This is a genomic window from Roseobacter ponti (genome assembly GCF_012932215.1).
Classification (GTDB): Bacteria; Pseudomonadota; Alphaproteobacteria; order Rhodobacterales; family Rhodobacteraceae; genus Roseobacter; species Roseobacter ponti.
In genome coordinates this window covers 1,214,573-1,230,862 of the sequence record NZ_CP048788.1, presented here as the reverse complement: position 1 = coordinate 1,230,862, position 16,290 = coordinate 1,214,573, and the positions used below count along the sequence as shown (strand labels likewise).

Below are 16,290 nucleotides of genomic sequence, written 5' to 3'. Positions count from 1 at the left end.
CGTTCTGGTACCAGCAAGAGTACACTCCTACTCTTCTGACAAAAACTCCCGCGTTCCGGAGTCATTGTTGATTTTCAACTGATCTCTGTCGATGTTATTGATTGCGGTCCCGTTTAGCTCCCACGCATGAATGAGCTCGTAAGGGTCGCCGGCAAAATAGGTTATGATGTACCTGTCTCGGTAAATCGCCGCTCTGAAATTACCGCCCGTTGGTGCCACCGGCGGAATAATAATCTCTCCGGTGTCAAGTCGCTCTACCCGGGCAGGTGCCAGACACTTCATGTACCTGAATGTTTCTTCGACTTCTTGCTTGGCAGCCGTGCACATGGACACTAAACCTCCGGGAAGGGACGCAGATATGCGATCAGACCGGGTGGTTTTTTTCAGGTCGGGGTTCAGGAAAAAGTATGAGACCCGCTCCTTTTTTTCCCCGCGAACCGAGAGATAACCGTAAGACCAATCTGCCCAGAATTCGAGATACCACTCATCAAGATCAAAAGCATCCATGACCTCGCCATTCTCTGATATCATTACATTCCCATTAAATCTGGTTTCCGCGACAGCCCATCCGGCATGCAAACCACCGATTGATAAATAATTAAACTCTGATTTCTTGTTCCAGACAACACTCAGGTTCTCGTCCAGCATGATCAAACGATTGCTGTCCTGAGCCAGTGCCGCGCCGGAACCGGGCGTGTGAACACCAACCTCGTCCCCCTGAAAAACAGCGCCAGACGATGACACCAGGAAGTCACCGATACGTATGACCTCCTTGCTGAAATGCGGTGAAAGCCTTCCGTCTGAGCCGATGTGGGCAAACCAGTACTTGATCAGATTGCGGGCAGCGGCATCGAACTCTTCATTACCTGTATTGCCAAAGGCGATGGTCGTGAACGGATCGCCGTTCATGTAGGTCACCTCAAGAATTCCGTCTTCGGGCGCCGTTGTGGACACTTTGACCAGGTGCGGACCATCCCCGTCGCTGCCCACACCGCCGCCCTGCAAGGTTTCGTTGAATAGGGTGAGGGTGCCAACGTCGAACTCGCTGCTTTCAAAGTCGGAAACCTGCGCGTTCATTACGATACGATTAGCCTGTGACAGCGCCTCAAAGTAGATGTCAGGATCGCCCTGCGTGGTAAAGGCAGGCGGAAGCTTTGAGAGTTTTTCAACCCGTTTTTGCAAATGTGCGGCATATCCTTCGAAGTATCGGATTCTGTTTCCGCTGGCCAAAGGGTCCTGATACGCCGGGTCCCAGGCCAGATCCTTTTCCACGTCGATTTCCAAACCAAAAGCTTCTGAGACGCCGTCAGCGATTGTACGGTAGGCCTTTTTCAAAGCAGCGACCTGGGGTTCTGGCGTGCTTTCTGCATACCACTGCTGCAACTCGCGAAAGGTCACCTCGCCAGTCAGGATCGTGACATCCAAAAGCTCAAGCTGTTGCACGAAAAACGCCTGAGACTCTTCTTTGGAGTAATAGGTCGGCGCCTCATCGTCGGAGTTGACCGGGCTGCGGTAGAAAACCTCAGCCCAGTTGGGGCTGCCGGACACATTGAAGGACCATTTTTCACCGTTGCCCACATCCGGCGCTCCGACGTCTTGCAAGAGATAAATTGTTTCGCCGGTCGGGACGGCAAACTGGTATTGCAATTTAACATTGAACAGCCCCACCTTTTCGAACGCCGTCTGCCCGAGATCGTAGAGAGGGACGGTTTGAAACGCATCCTCGCCGGTATCATCAGCCGGTATGACAACCTGCGACTGGCTGGGGTCTATCCGCCACCTGATTTTCGCCTCGATAACGGGTTCCCCGAACAACAGTTCCAGTGACACCTTGCTTTCAAAGTTGAACATCACTGATTCAATCTGAGACAGGCCAGTCGCACTTTCGAGCCCGGCAGAAGCATATTCACGGGCTGACGCAGAATTGATTAACAAGATCGACGACAAGAGCACTGAAATCAGGTGGCTCAAATTACAACTACGCAACATCCGGGCTGCCCGAATAAATCGTGTCGTCAGCCTCTTATTAAGACATGGCCGGTCTGATGCAACCAATTGCCGGGTGGGCGTAAAACGATCAAATGTCTTCATAAATGAATATTCCTGACGGCAGCAAGGCGAGCGCTCGTTGGTTTAAAGGGAGTCGGTGCCTGTTGGTTTGGGAAATCTAGATCGCGCGCAGTATAGAAAGGCATTTAGCGCCAGACAAGTTGGTACGCTGCATCCGTATACCGATACCCGGGAGAGTAGCGGTGGTCACAAACCCTGCCGGACGAACAACAACTTAGCCAGCGCCGCCCGAAAAAAGTGGTTGAAGCCCTTCTGTGTTGGACCATCGGAAAGCTGTCATTGGTGCAACCGCAGAGATTTTCGTTTTGTCCGCGTTTAGATTATCGCATCGACCGCTGCGAAAAGTCGTTCCGAGATCAGCCAATTTTAACCTATTCGAGCGACCGTTTCGGTGAAATCTGCTATACTGCAGAGCATAGTCGCTGCACGTGCGAGGAAATGCTGCGTCAGCAATAGCTGCACCTGCATAAGGCCGGTTTCATCCGCACAGCAGACATCCGTTCAGACTGCAGTAAACGGCAGTTGCGAGCCCAATCTAACCTATGCTGCGTGTTACGTGGACAACCGCTTTCGTTTTAGTCGCCCGCCAATTCACAACCGTGAAGCCCGCAAGCCTCACTAATACGTCGCCAATTCGTTGTGGCAAAAGGGTTAATGATTTTCGCGGGTATGATCTTCATGAATGTGTTCAGATACAAAGATCGCCATAAGGGCACTCACCACAAGACAAACTGGTATTGTCAAAAGAGCGGTCCCGAAGGCACCACCGCTCATGTCAATAAAGCTGCCAATGAGTGGTTGAAATATCAATGCGCCTGCAATGCCAATCATGTTAACGAATGCGATGACTGTGCCAGTAATAGCTTTCGGCTGACCTTCTTTGGCCATAGCGAAGGTCAGCATTTGGGCGCCGCCAAACAACCCCCCGAAAAACAGCATGACAGAAATGAACAGAACAGATGTGCTACCGATATAAATAGCGGCACTGTAGGCCAAAGCCGCAAGGACCACATTTGACACCACAATCCATTTTCGATGCCCGATCCTGTCAGAGACCCATCCAGCCGCGACAGATCCGATTGCCATGCCCCAGAAAATCATTGAGATCGCAGTTTCCGCTTTGATCGAAGACAGGCCGTGTTCCGCCGTAAGCTCTGCCTTGCCCCACAGGCCACCGAAGACACTGACAGGCATGTAGTAAAGAGCACCCAAAACAGCGATCCACCAGATACGCCCATCCGAGACAACAACGCGAAGCGGGGCGATCAGGGAACCGCCATCACCCCTAGTCTGGTCTTTGTTGTCGTGGAAAAAAAGTGCTGCGATGAAAAACAACACAACCCCGGCAGCGGCTGTTGCATAAAACACAGGCTGCCAGCCGACCTGTTCAATACTACGCGTAAGCGCAACTGCCCCGATGGCGGTTCCAAGCATGCCAAGCGCATTGACTGCACCCGATAGAACCGCAAATCTTGATGGAGCAAACCAATGGTTCACGACATAAAGCCCGCTGACAAACCCAAATGATGCGCCCAGCCCCGTTAAAAATCGGCCAACACCGGCGAAAATAGGATCACTTGTCCAGGCAAACAGAGCGACACCAGCAGACATGATCAGAATTGCAGGTACGACAAACCTGCGCGGGCCATAGCGATCAAGCACCAGCCCGACAATAAGTTGCATCGGCGCATAAATCCAAAAGAAGATGCTGGATAACGTACCAAACCCACCATTGCTCAGATTGAACCATGTTGCGATCTGTTCTGACGCCAGTGACGGTTCGATCCGAGCGACAAATTCGAACAGGAAGAACGCGGACACGATTGCGAAAGCCATCCAGGCGCCGGGGCGGTTTTGAGGGCGATCCGTCATAAATCAGTCACCCGGGATCTCGACGCCCATCTCACGCAACAGATGATAATAAGCGAGGATGGTCAGGGTTCCCAGTGTGGCAACTGCGATGACCTCGTAGAGAAAGCCATGCTTGTGCCGCTTGGCGCGCTCATGGTGCGCTGTCACATCCATCATTTCGTCCCCGAACCAAATCGACAGCCCTGTCCCAATTGCTGACAGGGCGAGAATTAACCAGAACGGCCACGGCTGGATCAGAATAGCCTGAAGCAGACGGGTCAGCGCGCTATCGTCGTAAGCTGACGGCGCAAATGAGAGTGCAGCGATGTTTATCACAATGGCGACGACCCAGACCACAGCCTGGGTCCAGATCATCCTCGCACCAAACAAAAGCCTGACAGGGAACGCAACAATGAACCCACCATCTGCTACAGGTGTACACAGAACGAAAAAGCTCCATGACAGCAGCGCCAACCATGCACCGGTTGCTGCATCAAACTTCCAGCTCATGTAGGCGAAGTAGGCAACCAGCAGTGCGACCAGGATCAGAAAGCGCCACAGGCTTTCTCGGTGAGTGCGATGTTTAAGCAGTACCGCCATATGTGCTGGTTCTTTCGTCCCGCAGAATTGCGTTGTGTGAAAAGTAGTCAGTTCAATACATCATTGATTGTCGTGAAATACGATGGCTTTGATGCAATCTTTTGTTCCACCTGGTTATGTTAAAATACTCGTTATCGGATCACAGACTGGCAAAAGCGGACATTTGAAATAGCAAAGCGATGTGGTGCTTCGTCCCGCAATTCGGTCATAGGCACGATAGATTTCGCTGCGCCCGCAATGAGCGGCCGCTTTTCTCGCGGCACAGCGGCATCGGAATTTACGCTGTCGCAGCAATATCCATGCTGCGAGCACATGCAGAAAAAATTCAATGGGTCCGGTGTGGACTCTCAACCGCCATTTGCCGCAGTCTGAACGGATGTTTGCTACGCGGGACGAAGCAGTCGACGAAGCAGTCATTACTCGATTAATCCATGCTGCACGATATTACCACAAAGCTGATGCTCCCTGCTTGATAACGGGAGCTGTATAAAAAAATGAGTGACGGTAGACGGTTTCCGCAAAGGCACGCCAAGAAAAACTTCGAATTTGCGCTTACAAGACCTCGGGCAATGCTCAGGGCGGATAAAACTTGCCCTCTCGGTCTAATAAAGCGACATCTAAGATACGCTACTTGAGCAATACACGATTGGGTTTTGCAACTTATGCACTCTAAACTGCAGCTTCTTTTTGCCTTGCTGGGAGTATTGATAGCCTGCGCCAGACCACCCGATTTGATTGGAGTAAACGACCCCGAAACAGCGCCAAGTACGGTTCCCAAAGCATCTGAACACAGGATTTTTATTGCGACATCTCGGGCGCCGTCGAACGACGAGCGAGAATTCTATTCCTCGCAACGTTCCGATGTGCTTGGCTTGGCTGCTGTCACCGTTTCAGTACCGGCTGATCGTGAACCAGGTACTGTCGAGCGCCCGCGAACATTACCTCCTGATGCAACTCGTGAGTTTGCAGTTGTAGATCCAGAGAGGTTTGTTGACGGCCATGACTTTGTGCGTTCACTTAACAAGGCGCTGGCTGCCCGCCGGCCGGATAATCGAGACATATTACTGTTCGTGCATGGGTTCAACAACACTCTGAGCGACTCGGTTTTGCGTGTGGCGCAATTTGTGGAAGATTCCGGCTTCGAGGGTGTGGCAATTTTGTTTTCATGGGCGTCTGCCGCACGAGTAAGCCGTTATGCGTATGACTTGAATAGCGTACTAGCCGCGCGACCTAGCCTGGAGGAAGCATCTTCTTTCATCGTCCAGAGCGATGCGACCGGCTTTGATGTCTTTGCGCATTCCATGGGGACGATGCTGGTGAGCGAAGTGATGGTTCAGTCCGACCTGCGCGGCAATCTGAACAGAACACGTAAACTGAGAACCGTAACTTTCGCATCGCCAGACATTGATATTGATGTATTCAAATCACAGCTCAGTCAGATACGACAGCTTCCTGTCTCTCCCTACGTTCTGGTGTCTTCAGATGATCGAGCACTTCAGTTTTCGCGTCGTATTGCGGGCGGGGTAGATCGTGTCGGTGCGGCGGATTTGTCGGAATTGGAGGGTTTAGGCCTCACAGTGATAGATCTCAGCGAAATTGACGATTCAAATTCGGGATCCCATTCGAAGTTTGCGGGATCTCCTGAAGCTGTGCAATTGATTGGCCGCACGTTGAGCGAGCACGGATATTCGAACAATACACAAGCTGGTTTCGGTGATTTCCTCACGATTGTCCCAGACACCGTAAAAGTTTTCCGACCATGAGAAACCACACTCCAAAAAAGAAGGTTTTCAGGAATTTCTCTCACCTGGAGTAGCAATGCAGGGCAGTGCGTATGATGCCATAGAACCAACGAGAACTTTGGGCTCAAAGCCGCCCATCGAACGCTTTCGTCGAATGGCCGCTTCGGCATTTTCTGCCCTTTACCCGTTTCGCTCTGTCATTCGGACGCGCCTGGAGCTTTGTGCGCCGGGTATATCGACCACATTCAGGGCCGTGTTGATCTTGTCGTAGAGCTCTTCGCCCTGCGCGATGCTTACCTCGAGTCCGGTAATTTCGTCAGGGACTGTTTCGTCCATGAGTGCCCCCTCCAGCTCATCAATCGCCTCGCGTATTTTGGGCAGCTTTGCCAGCCAGTACTTCAGTTCCTCTTTCTCCTCGCGCGTCATCGGCCCAACGATGTTTACCTCGCCACTGCGGAAGTCGATCTTGACGTGATCGGGGTGGGGCACTGGCTCTGGCTGGTTCGTGATTCCCAGTTCGGCGCGGCGGCGCAGCTCCTTCTCCCCGTCGATCTTGCAGGTGATTGCCTTGTCCAGATACTCCGCATGCAGCATGTTTCGGGAGCTTTCAACCTCCGCCAGCAATTGTGAGAACAGCCGCTGCGCCCGGAGTTGGCCTTGGGCAGCATTGATCGCCAGCGACCGCATGACAGCCTGGGCCATCGGGATGGAGACGCTGCGATGTCCCTCGCGCACGGTGACATCACGGTAGGCATCGTCGAGGATGATGTCCTTCATGCGCTCTTCATGCAGGCCGGGACGTTTGTTCCTTGACCCTTTCGGGCGCCCCTTTGGGTTACCGGATTGTCCCGGCTTGAAGCGCTTGGCTGCGGGCGGTTTGGCGTACCCCACCTCGTAAGATGCTCCCGGGCCTGCGGCAGGCAATACCAGTTTCTCATCCTTCATTCTGCTGCCTCCAGAGATTGCAAGGCATTGGGCGGCGTCCAGCCACAGAGGATCTGCTCAGCTTCATCCCTGGCATAACCCCCCCACCTCGCAAGGATCCGGTCACTGTAGATCTCATCCAGCTCCCGCAGATACCAGCGGCGCCCGGCCTTCTCCGCCGCAATCAGCGTGGAACCTGACCCACAAAAGTATCCAGCAAGATGTCACCACGCCCCGAGACATCGCGGATGGCGTCAGCAATCGTCTGTACCGGTTTGACCGCGGGGTGCAGTGCCAGTTCTTCCATGCGCCCTGCCCGCATTGTGTTCACCCCGCGATATTCCCAGACACTGGTCCGGTAGCGCCCGTGCGGACCCAGCTCAAAAGAATTGATGTGTGGTGCCGCGCCTTTCTTACAGGAAAGGATCAATTCATGTCGGGAACGGTAGAAGGTCCCCATGCCGCTGTTATCTTTGGCCCAGACAATCAGGTTTTTGAGTTCGCTGTAAGCGCCCTGCCCGGCCGCCAGCATCTCGCTCATATGACGCCAGCCCATGCAGATGAAGTGGATTGAGCCATCCACGCTGTGGTCCGCAAGATTGCACGGTGCCGCTTCCAGAAAGCCCGTGAACTGAGACACGGACATCTCGCCCACGGCCATGGCGAACTCACGGTGCTGGGTTTTGCCAGAGTTGCCGACATGACCATCAACAGGAACATTGTAGGGCGGGTCGGTGAACACCATCCTCGCCTGTTTACCAGCCATGAGATCATCCACAACCTGGGCATCCAGAGCATCACCGCAGATCAGTCGATGCGACCCAGGCTGCCAGATGTCGCCGGATGCGACGCGCATCGGAGCTTCACCGGACATCGCATCATCCGCTGGATCATCGTCCTCCTCTGGCGCGACGGCGTCAAGAATCCCGTCAATCTCAGGAATGGAGAACCCGGACAGGCCAAGCTCGAAGTCCAGATCATCCGACATCAGCGCCCCGGGTCCTGCGGCCAACAGGTCCTCATCCCGGCCCGTATTCAGCGCCAGCTTGTTGTCGGCCAGCACATAGGCCCGTTTCTCTGTCTCTGGCATGTGATCGAGGAGCAAACACGGAACGTTGCCCATCCCCAACAGCGTCGCCGCCTCAACGCGGCCATGACCGGCTAGGATGTTCTCTTTTCATCAATCGGCTCCGGATTGGTGAACCCGAACTGCTCAATATTATCCGCAATCTGCCGCACCTGCTTCTTCGAATGCGTCCGCGCGTTGCCCGTCCAGGGCGCTAGATCGCGGATCGCGACCTGTTTAAAATTCGTCTGGGCCATCTTCGGCTCCTTTACTGCTCGCACGCAGAGTCGATCTACCTGCCCCTATCGCATGAAACATCTTACAATTTGACAGTCGTCAACTACAGTCGCATTGTACCGTTCGACACATCTTACAAAAAGTCGTCATGGATATTGGAGAACGGCTCTTCAGCCTCAGACAAAAAACGCAGGAATCCCTTCAGGAAGTTGCCGACAAGGTGGGCGTCTCAAAAGCGCATGTCTGGGAGCTGGAAAAGGGACGCAGTAAAAACCCTTCATTCGAACTGGTGCGCAAGCTTGCCGCGCATTACGGCGTTGGTATCGACGTGCTCACAGGAGAGGCCGCTGAACCGAGAGCGGATGAATTGCAGATCGAGCGCATCCACCGCGGCTTGGATAAGTTGACCAAGAGGGATCGAGAGATTGTTGAGCAAATGATCGATGCAATGAAGCAAAAGAACCCGGAAGGCACGCAATAGGGTGCAATTGGACCGTGTCGAAGTTGCAGACTTCCACAATCCGGTTGTTCTTGCTGGCACAGTTCATCAATTGCTCGGACCACTGTCATCAGCGGTGCCAGTCGTAGAAATCGCGCGCGCTTTGGACATTGCAGATGTCCGCTGGACCACTTCGTTGGTTTTGAGGGCATGCTGCTGACCAACGCGCATCGTAGCACCGGCGCGATTCTTGCCAACAACGCAAAGGGAACCCGTCGAGCCCGATTTACCGTTGCGCATGAACTGGGGCACTTTCTGATGGAACGCCATCAGCTGTCTGGCGAAAGCGGGTTTACCTGCTCGGCGCAAGACATGCACGAGGCCCGCAAAGGAAAGCAGCATGTAAAGCAGAAAACCCAGGCCAATCAGTTTGCGATTGAGTTGCTGGCGCCAGCTTATTTGATGACACCGTTTTGTTCAGACGATCCGGATCTGCGGGATGCGCAGCGGTTGCGTGATTTTCTCGATCTCAGCCTCAAGGCCTGCGTCCGCCGCATGCTCTCCCTTCGAGACGAAACGCTTGCTGTAGTTTGGCCTTTTGAAAGTCGAGTCCGGTATTCTGTAAGAAGCAAGAATTTCCCTTTCGTAGCACTTAAAAAAGGCGACCGAGTTCCACAAACATCAGCGGCTTTCCGAGCGATCACAAAGGCGCAACCCGGATTTACGCAGCTTGCCGAGGCGGACCCCCACCCTTGGACGGGCAGGTCGGACCTTGAACTCTGCGAGCAAACGCGGGTCGCCTCCAGAGGCCATGCGGTCACGCTGCTTTGGGCCGAATTGCCGGCAGACGACGAAGACGGCGGTCTCAAAGAACTTGGCATATCAGGATTCCGGTGAGCAAACTGGTCGGGCTTGTTTCGGGCATTAGGGCAATCCCTGTTTCGCGCCCCCCCTTCCCTGTTCACACGGACTCGTTCCCTGCTCTGACGTGCAAAAATCCCTGTTCTCGTCAGAACAGGGAAGCGCCCCCTAAAGCCTTGTAAAACGGCATTGAACCAAGGGGAAAATCGCCAGAATTGGCGTATCCGAAGCCAAAAACGCCGATTTTCCCTGTATATTCCCTTTAAACAGGAAAATATGAAATAGAGACCAGTTCGCCGGAGACTGCGACCACCACCACTTATCTCCTTTCAGATGTCCGTCATTTCATCCGCTGCGCAGTGACGCGCTGATCCGTTATTTCCGCACTCCGGACCTTCCCGCCCTGCCTGAGCCGGAATATCAGAAGACCGAAAGACCAGCGTTTTTATCCAGAAGCAGCTGCGATGACACCGGGCCACAGGCCGCACCGATCCCGCGTGCATTTGCGCCGATGCTGCCACTGACCACCTGCGGGACAATCAGACCCCTTGTGTCCTGGCTTGCCAGATAGCGGTTGACGCGTTCCACGAGTTCGTCGCGCACCGCTTCAGGAAAAGCGCCGTCAATTACCACGCCTTCAAAATCGATGACCGCACAGACCGAGAGGGCCGCCTTTGCCAGCTCCTGCGCAGTCTCCCCCAGCCAGGGATCGACATAGCGGGCAAGGCTGCTCCAGTCCTGAGGCTCTTCCCAGAGAACGCGCGGGCTGATCCCCGCCTCGACCAGACGCGCCTCCAGCAGATGAACCGAGGCCACATCGACCAGCTGACGGCTCTCTCCGAGCGGGCCGGTGCTGCGTATGGCGCCCAGTGCACCGGCGTTGCCCTGATTGCCCTGGAAGACAGTGTCATTCAGCACGATGCCCCCGCCAACAAACGACCCCACAAAGAAATACGCGTAGTCTGAAAATCCGTTTTCACGTCCGAAAAGATTCTCTGCCCGGCAGGCTGCGGTCGCGTCGTTTCCGACATAAACCGGCAGATCGGAAAACGCCGAGATCTCACTGCGGAAATTCACGTCTTTCCAGCCGATGTCGTCCCGCGCCGGATTGCCGGCGAGTTTGTGCCATTTCCACAGATCAAACGGCGTAGCGATACCGATGCCGCACAACCTCTGACGCTGCGTTGCGGTCATTCCTGTTGTCAGATCAACAAGACCCTCACGCAGAAAGGCAAATATTTCCTCAGGCACCGGATACTCATAGGCCTTTTTCAGCTGCGCGCGCACCTTTCCGACAAAATCCAGTACCAGCAGATCGGCACTGCGCCGGCCGATTTTCAGGCCAAAGGCGAAAATACCGTTAGGATCGAGCTGCATCGGGATCGACGGTTTTCCCACCTTTCCGCGCACCGGGTCGCCCCGTCTGAGCAGCCCGTCCTTTTCAAGCTTGCGCAGAATCACGGATACCGTCTGCGGCGAGAGACCGGCCTGTCTGGCCATATCGCTGCCCGCCATGCCGCCTGACCGCTGCAGCATAGACATCAGCAGGCGTTCGTTATGGTTGCGCACCCCGCTCTGGTTTACGCCCCCGAGTTTCCGGACGATGTCACCGCCATCCATTTCTACATCCGCATGGCTCATGTATGATAGTTAAGCCTCGGATCGATTAATAAATCAAGTTTATTTATTTATTGACAGCAGCGCAGGAATCGGTCTTTTTAAGGGTCATCCGGTCTGTGGAGGCAGACAGGGCACGTGGCCTGCGGGGCACGCTGAACGAAATAAAATCCGGGAGGACATCATGAAAAAACTTATCGCAGGTACAGCACTTGCTCTGATCGCTCAGGCGGGAACGGCAATGGCCGATGGCCACAGCGTATCCGCATGCCTGATCACAAAAACCGACACCAACCCCTTCTTTGTGAAGATGCGTGAAGGTGCCACAGCCAAAGCCGAAGAACTCGGCATCACGCTGAACAGCTATGCGGGCAAGGTCGACGGGGACCACGAAACTCAGGTGGCCGCGATCGAAACCTGCATTGCCAACGGCGCCAAGGGCATTCTGCTGACCGCTTCTGACACCTCCTCGATCGTGCCGGCAGTTCAGCAGGCACGCGACGCAGGCCTGCTGGTGATCGCGCTCGACACGCCGCTTGAGCCCATCGATTCCGCCGATATGACCTTTGCTACGGACAACTTCCTCGCCGGTGAGCTGATCGGCAAATGGGCCGCAGCCTCGCTGGGCGATGCTGCCGCAGATGCCCGCATCGGCATGCTGGATCTGGCCGTAAGCCAGCCTTCTGTCGGTGTACTTCGCGACCAGGGCTTCATGACGGGCTTTGGCATCGACGTGAAAGACCCCAGCCGCTGGGGCGATGAGGAAGATGATCGGATCGTCGGCCATGACGTCACTGCCGGCAACGAAGAGGGTGGCCGCAAGGCGATGGAAAACCTGCTCGCGCAGGATCCGACCATCAACGTGGTGTACACCATCAACGAGCCTGCCGCAGCCGGCGCCTATCAGGCGCTGAAATCGATCGGACGCGAAAATGACGTGCTGATCGTCTCCGTGGACGGCGGCTGCCCGGGTGTGCAGAACATCAAAGACGGTGTAATCGGCGCCACCTCTCAGCAGTATCCGCTGCTGATGGCCTCCAAAGGCATCGAGGCGATCGCGGCCTGGGCCAAAGACGGCACGAAGCCCGAAGCCACAGAGGGCAAAGCCTTTTTTGACACCGGCGTGGCGCTGGTCACTGACCAGCCTGCTGACGGGGTCGACTCGATCGATACCGATGAAGGCATGAACCTCTGCTGGGGCTGAACAGGCACCGCTGAGTAAAAAGACGGACGGGCCGCGCAAGGCCCGTCCGATCCGGAACAGGGGGGAATCTTGTGTCCACATCGGACGACTACGAAAAAACCGTCTCAACCGCCGCCTCAGATGTCGCGGCCTTTGACGATCCGCACAAAGGCTTTGTGGGTCGTTTTCATCACGCGCTGCACACCACACCGGCACTCGTGCCGCTTATCGTGCTGCTGGCCTCGATCCTGGTTTTTGGCCTCGCACTCGGGTCAAAGTTTTTCTCACCCTTTGCGCTGACCCTCATTCTCCAGCAGGTACAGATCGTGGGCATCGTTGCCGCGGCACAGTCTCTGGTGATCCTGACTGCCGGCATCGACCTCAGCGTCGGTGCCATTGCAGTGATCTCTTCGGTGGTGATGGGGCAGTTTACATTCCGCTACGGACTGCCCGTCGAGGTCGCCGTCGCCTGTGGTCTGATGTTCGGTACCGCCATCGGTGCTCTGAACGGCTGGCTTGTCGCTGCCATGAAGCTGCCACCCTTTATCGTGACGCTCGGCATGTGGCAGATCGTGCTCGCCGCTAACTTCCTCTATTCACGGAACGAGACCATCCGCGCCCAGGAAATCGCCGAACAGGCGCCCGTCCTGCAACTGCTCGGGGCGAAGTTCCAGATCGGCGGTGCGGTCTTTACCGTGGGCGTCATCATGATGATCGCCATCGTCCTGATCCTTGCCTTTATTCTGAAACACACAGCATGGGGCCGGCACGTCTATGCGGTCGGCGACGATGCGGAGGCCGCTGAGCTCTCCGGCGTAAACGTCAGAATGACCCTTATATCCGTCTACGCGGTCGCCGGGTTTATCTGTGCCATCGCCGGCTGGGCGCTGATCGGACGGATCGGCTCAGTCTCACCCACCTCAGGACAGCTCCTGAACATCGAAAGCATCACCGCCGTGGTGATCGGAGGCATCTCGCTCTTTGGCGGGCGCGGATCAATCCTCGGCACCTTCTTCGGAGCCCTTATCGTGGGTGTCTTCACCCTCGGGCTGCGCCTGATGGGCGCGGATGCGCAATGGACATATCTGCTCATCGGCGTGCTGATTATTGCCGCTGTTGCGGTGGACCAGTGGATCAGAAAGGTGGCCGCATAATGGAACCGATTTTAAAAGGCCGCGGGCTGGTCAAACGCTATGGTAAAGTCACCGCACTCGACCGCTGCGATTTTGATCTGATGCCAGGGGAGATCCTCGCCGTGATCGGCGACAACGGTGCCGGCAAAAGCTCTCTGATCAAGGCTGTCTCGGGCGCTGTTGTGCCTGATGCGGGCACCGTCGAGCTGGAGGGAAAAGAGGTCCGCTTCACCTCTCCCATTCAGGCGCGTGAGGCCGGCATCGAGACTGTCTACCAGACGCTTGCCATGTCCCCTGCCCTGTCGATTGCTGACAATATGTTCATGGGGCGCGAGATCCGCAAAGAAGGGTGGCGCGGCAAATTCCTGCGCCAGCTGGACCGCCAGACCATGGAAAAGCTCGCGCGGGACAAACTCTCTGAGCTGGGCCTGATGACCATTCAGAACATCAACCAGGCGGTCGAGACCCTGTCAGGTGGTCAGCGCCAGGGCGTTGCCGTGGCCCGTGCCGCAGCCTTTGGCTCCAAGGTGATCATTCTCGACGAGCCGACCGCAGCTCTCGGGGTCAAGGAAAGCCGCAAGGTGCTTGAGCTCATTCTTGACGTGAAATCACGGGGCATTCCGATCATCCTGATCAGCCACAACATGCCCCATGTGTTCGAGGTCGCAGACCGCATCCACGTGCACCGGCTGGGCAAACGGCTCTGCGTTATCGACCCCAAAGACTATACGATGTCGGATGCTGTGGCCTTCATGACGGGCGCCAAGGAACCGCCGGAAGCGCAGGCCGCATAATGACGCCTGAGCAAACGGCACAGTCGGTCTGTGACCGGGTGCTGGCGGCCCCGCGCCGGGGCCGTCGCCGCCTTGTGGCACTGGCCGGCGCCCCCGCCAGCGGCAAGACAACGCTGGCGCACAGCCTCGGCGAAGCACTTAACGAAAAAGGGTGCGCAGCCCAGGTGGTACCGATGGACGGCTTTCACCTGCACAATCAGATCCTTCTGGACCGCGACACTCTCAACCGCAAAGGCGCGCCGCATACATTCGACGCCGCAGGGTTCGTGCATCTTGTCTCGCGCCTGCCGGATGAGGATGAGGTCTTTTACCCGCTCTTTGACCGCGCGCGCGATATATCCATTGCCTCTGCGGGTCGCGTGGGGCCCGGCTGTGATACCGTGGTTCTTGAGGGTAATTACCTGCTGCTCGATGCGCCGGTCTGGCGCGAACTGAGCCGGTACTGGGATCTGTCTGTGCGGCTCGATGTGCCCATTAAAGTGCTGCAAAGCAGGCTGGTGCAGCGCTGGCTGGATCACGGTCTGTCACCTGAGCGCGCTGAAGAACGTGCGGCCCGGAACGATCTGGCAAATGCCCGCACTGTGCAGGAAGAATCCCTGCCCGCCGATATCGTGCTGACCGGCTGACGCAGCCTGGGGCAAAGCCCTTCCGGCGCCGGGGTTTGCCGCCTATACTGAGCCCAACATCCCACGAGAGGACCCCGGGCACATATGCCACAGACACAGGCACCGTCGTCTGAAACCCGCTTTAACATCGTGGTCGTTGCCCAGTCGGGCAGGCTGGCCTATGAGGCGCTGCTTTTTGCGGCCTCGCTCCGGCACAGCAGCCCGGGGTTTACCGGAAGACTGCTGGTGGCAGAGCCGCAGCCCGGCCCGCTCTGGCCCGGGGATCCGCGGATCAGCGACGACGCAATCACCGGGGCACTTACGGATCTTGATGCCGAGATCCTGCCTTTTGAAAACCGGCATTTCGGGGCCTCATACCCTTACGGCAACAAAATTGAGATGCTGCGCGCGATGCCCGCTGGCGAGCCGTTTGTCTTTTTTGACACCGATACGCTGATCACCGGGGACATTACCCGCGTGCCCTTTGATTTTGACCGGCCCACGGCTTCACTCCGGCGTGAAGGAACCTGGCCGGATCCGCCGCTTTACGGACCCGGATATACCGGCATCTGGAAATCGCTTTACGATAAATTCGGGCTCGAGTTTGAAAGCTCGCTTGATCCTGATTATCCGGATGAATACTGGCGCCGGTATCTCTACTTCAATGCGGGCTTTTTCTTCTTTCGCTGCCCGCAGGAATTCGGCGCTCTCTTTGAGGAATACGCCCTGGCGATCCGCGATCATGCACCTGAGGCGCTGTGCGCACAGACCCTGACACCCTGGCTTGACCAGATCGCCCTGCCGCTGGTCATTCACGCTCTGGGCGGCGGGCGCGATACGCTGCCAGCCGGGCTTCTGGACGGAGAGATCAGCTGCCACTACCGCACCTTCCCGCTGCTTTACGCACGTGAAAATGACGCTGTTGTTGAACTGCTGGAAACCGTCGCCGCGCCCAACCGCCTCAAGAAGGTGCTCAAGGGCTTTCATCCGATCCGTCGCAATGTCTATCAGGGCCGCGGCGCGAAGGTGCGCGCGCTCTTTGACCGTGACAATCTGCCCAAACGAGAGGCCGCCATCCGCAACCGGATCAGGTCACAAAAGCTCTGGATGCGCTGAGCGCAGCACCCTTGTACCCGTTCGCGGCTTGCCCTAACCATGAGCCGGAAAA

15 protein-coding genes are annotated in these 16,290 nt (G+C 56.2%); 8 read left to right on the top strand and 7 right to left on the bottom strand.

What is annotated here, in order from left to right; all coding sequences use genetic code 11:
- Positions 1-27: 27 nt before the first annotated feature.
- The 3 genes from G3256_RS05955 to G3256_RS05945 form a co-directional block, all read right to left on the bottom strand.
- Positions 28-2,091 carry a hypothetical protein gene (locus tag G3256_RS05955; protein WP_169639945.1) on the bottom strand — a complete coding sequence of 688 codons (2,064 nt, stop codon included), beginning with the start codon at positions 2,089-2,091 and terminating at the stop codon, positions 28-30.
- Positions 2,092-2,721: 630 nt separating this feature from the next.
- Positions 2,722-3,942: an MFS transporter gene (locus tag G3256_RS05950; protein ID WP_169639944.1), complete on the bottom strand. Its 1,221-nt coding sequence runs from the start codon at positions 3,940-3,942 to the stop codon at positions 2,722-2,724.
- A gap of 3 nt (positions 3,943-3,945) precedes the next feature.
- Positions 3,946-4,521, bottom strand: coding sequence for a hypothetical protein (locus G3256_RS05945; protein WP_169639943.1), 576 nt, complete (start codon positions 4,519-4,521; stop codon positions 3,946-3,948).
- 662 nt (positions 4,522-5,183) lie between these two features.
- On the opposite strand from G3256_RS05945, the gene G3256_RS05940 reads away from it, so the two are divergent.
- Positions 5,184-6,284, top strand: a complete 1,101-nt coding sequence (locus tag G3256_RS05940; protein WP_169639942.1) for an alpha/beta hydrolase — start codon at positions 5,184-5,186, stop codon at positions 6,282-6,284.
- Between the two features lie 159 nt (positions 6,285-6,443).
- On the opposite strand, the gene G3256_RS05935 is transcribed toward G3256_RS05940, so the two are convergent.
- The 3 genes from G3256_RS05935 to G3256_RS19195 form a co-directional block, all read right to left on the bottom strand.
- Positions 6,444-7,208: a DUF5681 domain-containing protein gene (locus G3256_RS05935; RefSeq protein WP_169639941.1), complete on the bottom strand. Its 765-nt coding sequence runs from the start codon at positions 7,206-7,208 to the stop codon at positions 6,444-6,446.
- 163 nt (positions 7,209-7,371) lie between these two features.
- Entirely contained in the window at positions 7,372-8,310 is a 939-nt protein-coding gene (locus tag G3256_RS05930; protein ID WP_246227811.1) for a DNA modification methylase, read from the bottom strand.
- A 38-nt stretch (positions 8,311-8,348) separates the two neighbouring features.
- Entirely contained in the window at positions 8,349-8,510 is a 162-nt protein-coding gene (locus tag G3256_RS19195; RefSeq protein ID WP_246227809.1) for a ParB N-terminal domain-containing protein, read from the bottom strand.
- 128 nt (positions 8,511-8,638) lie between these two features.
- Between G3256_RS19195 and G3256_RS05925 the strand changes: the two genes are divergently transcribed.
- Together G3256_RS05925 and G3256_RS05920 are read left to right on the top strand one after the other, a co-directional pair.
- A complete protein-coding gene (locus G3256_RS05925; protein ID WP_169639940.1) occupies positions 8,639-8,971 on the top strand; it encodes a helix-turn-helix domain-containing protein in 333 nt (110 codons plus the stop codon).
- Between the two features lie 168 nt (positions 8,972-9,139).
- Positions 9,140-9,826 (top strand): ImmA/IrrE family metallo-endopeptidase, encoded by a 687-nt coding sequence (locus tag G3256_RS05920; RefSeq protein WP_169639939.1) that lies wholly within the window; start codon positions 9,140-9,142, stop codon positions 9,824-9,826.
- 384 nt (positions 9,827-10,210) lie between these two features.
- Here the strand turns inward: G3256_RS05920 and G3256_RS05915 are convergent, their stop codons facing one another.
- On the bottom strand, positions 10,211-11,410 hold the full coding sequence (locus G3256_RS05915) for an ROK family transcriptional regulator (protein WP_169639938.1): 1,200 nt from the start codon (positions 11,408-11,410) through the stop codon (positions 10,211-10,213).
- 181 nt (positions 11,411-11,591) lie between these two features.
- On the opposite strand from G3256_RS05915, the gene G3256_RS05910 reads away from it, so the two are divergent.
- The 5 genes from G3256_RS05910 (at position 11,592) to G3256_RS05890 (ending at position 16,238) form a co-directional block, all read left to right on the top strand.
- A complete protein-coding gene (locus tag G3256_RS05910) occupies positions 11,592-12,611 on the top strand; it encodes a sugar ABC transporter substrate-binding protein (protein WP_169639937.1) in 1,020 nt (339 codons plus the stop codon).
- Positions 12,612-12,682: 71 nt separating this feature from the next.
- Positions 12,683-13,744 carry an ABC transporter permease gene (locus tag G3256_RS05905; protein ID WP_169639936.1) on the top strand — a complete coding sequence of 354 codons (1,062 nt, stop codon included), beginning with the start codon at positions 12,683-12,685 and terminating at the stop codon, positions 13,742-13,744.
- Positions 13,744-14,517 carry an ATP-binding cassette domain-containing protein gene (locus tag G3256_RS05900; RefSeq protein WP_169639935.1) on the top strand — a complete coding sequence of 258 codons (774 nt, stop codon included), beginning with the start codon at positions 13,744-13,746 and terminating at the stop codon, positions 14,515-14,517. Before G3256_RS05905 ends, G3256_RS05900 begins: the two co-directional genes overlap by 1 nt.
- A complete protein-coding gene (locus G3256_RS05895; protein WP_169639934.1) occupies positions 14,517-15,143 on the top strand; it encodes a nucleoside/nucleotide kinase family protein in 627 nt (208 codons plus the stop codon). Before G3256_RS05900 ends, G3256_RS05895 begins: the two co-directional genes overlap by 1 nt.
- Positions 15,144-15,227: 84 nt before the next feature.
- The gene (locus G3256_RS05890; protein WP_169639933.1) at positions 15,228-16,238 is read left to right on the top strand and encodes a hypothetical protein; all 1,011 of its coding nucleotides are present in this window, start codon (positions 15,228-15,230) and stop codon (positions 16,236-16,238) included.
- Positions 16,239-16,290: the final 52 nt, after the last annotated feature.

Coding starts and splice junctions, on each gene's coding strand:
- G3256_RS05915 (WP_169639938.1), bottom strand. CDS start 11,410: ATGGATGGCGGTGACATCGTCCGGAAACTCGGGGGCGTAAACCAGAGC.
- G3256_RS05930 (WP_246227811.1), bottom strand. CDS start 8,310: ATGGGCAACGTTCCGTGTTTGCTCCTCGATCACATGCCAGAGACAGAG.
- G3256_RS05955 (WP_169639945.1), bottom strand. CDS start 2,091: ATGAAGACATTTGATCGTTTTACGCCCACCCGGCAATTGGTTGCATCA.
- G3256_RS19195 (WP_246227809.1), bottom strand. CDS start 8,510: ATGGCCCAGACGAATTTTAAACAGGTCGCGATCCGCGATCTAGCGCCC.
- G3256_RS05890 (WP_169639933.1), top strand. CDS start 15,228: ATGCCACAGACACAGGCACCGTCGTCTGAAACCCGCTTTAACATCGTG.
- G3256_RS05900 (WP_169639935.1), top strand. CDS start 13,744: ATGGAACCGATTTTAAAAGGCCGCGGGCTGGTCAAACGCTATGGTAAA.
- G3256_RS05910 (WP_169639937.1), top strand. CDS start 11,592: ATGAAAAAACTTATCGCAGGTACAGCACTTGCTCTGATCGCTCAGGCG.
- G3256_RS05945 (WP_169639943.1), bottom strand. CDS start 4,521: ATGGCGGTACTGCTTAAACATCGCACTCACCGAGAAAGCCTGTGGCGC.
- G3256_RS05925 (WP_169639940.1), top strand. CDS start 8,639: ATGGATATTGGAGAACGGCTCTTCAGCCTCAGACAAAAAACGCAGGAA.
- G3256_RS05895 (WP_169639934.1), top strand. CDS start 14,517: ATGACGCCTGAGCAAACGGCACAGTCGGTCTGTGACCGGGTGCTGGCG.
- G3256_RS05935 (WP_169639941.1), bottom strand. CDS start 7,208: ATGAAGGATGAGAAACTGGTATTGCCTGCCGCAGGCCCGGGAGCATCT.
- G3256_RS05940 (WP_169639942.1), top strand. CDS start 5,184: ATGCACTCTAAACTGCAGCTTCTTTTTGCCTTGCTGGGAGTATTGATA.
- G3256_RS05950 (WP_169639944.1), bottom strand. CDS start 3,942: ATGACGGATCGCCCTCAAAACCGCCCCGGCGCCTGGATGGCTTTCGCA.
- G3256_RS05920 (WP_169639939.1), top strand. CDS start 9,140: ATGCTGCTGACCAACGCGCATCGTAGCACCGGCGCGATTCTTGCCAAC.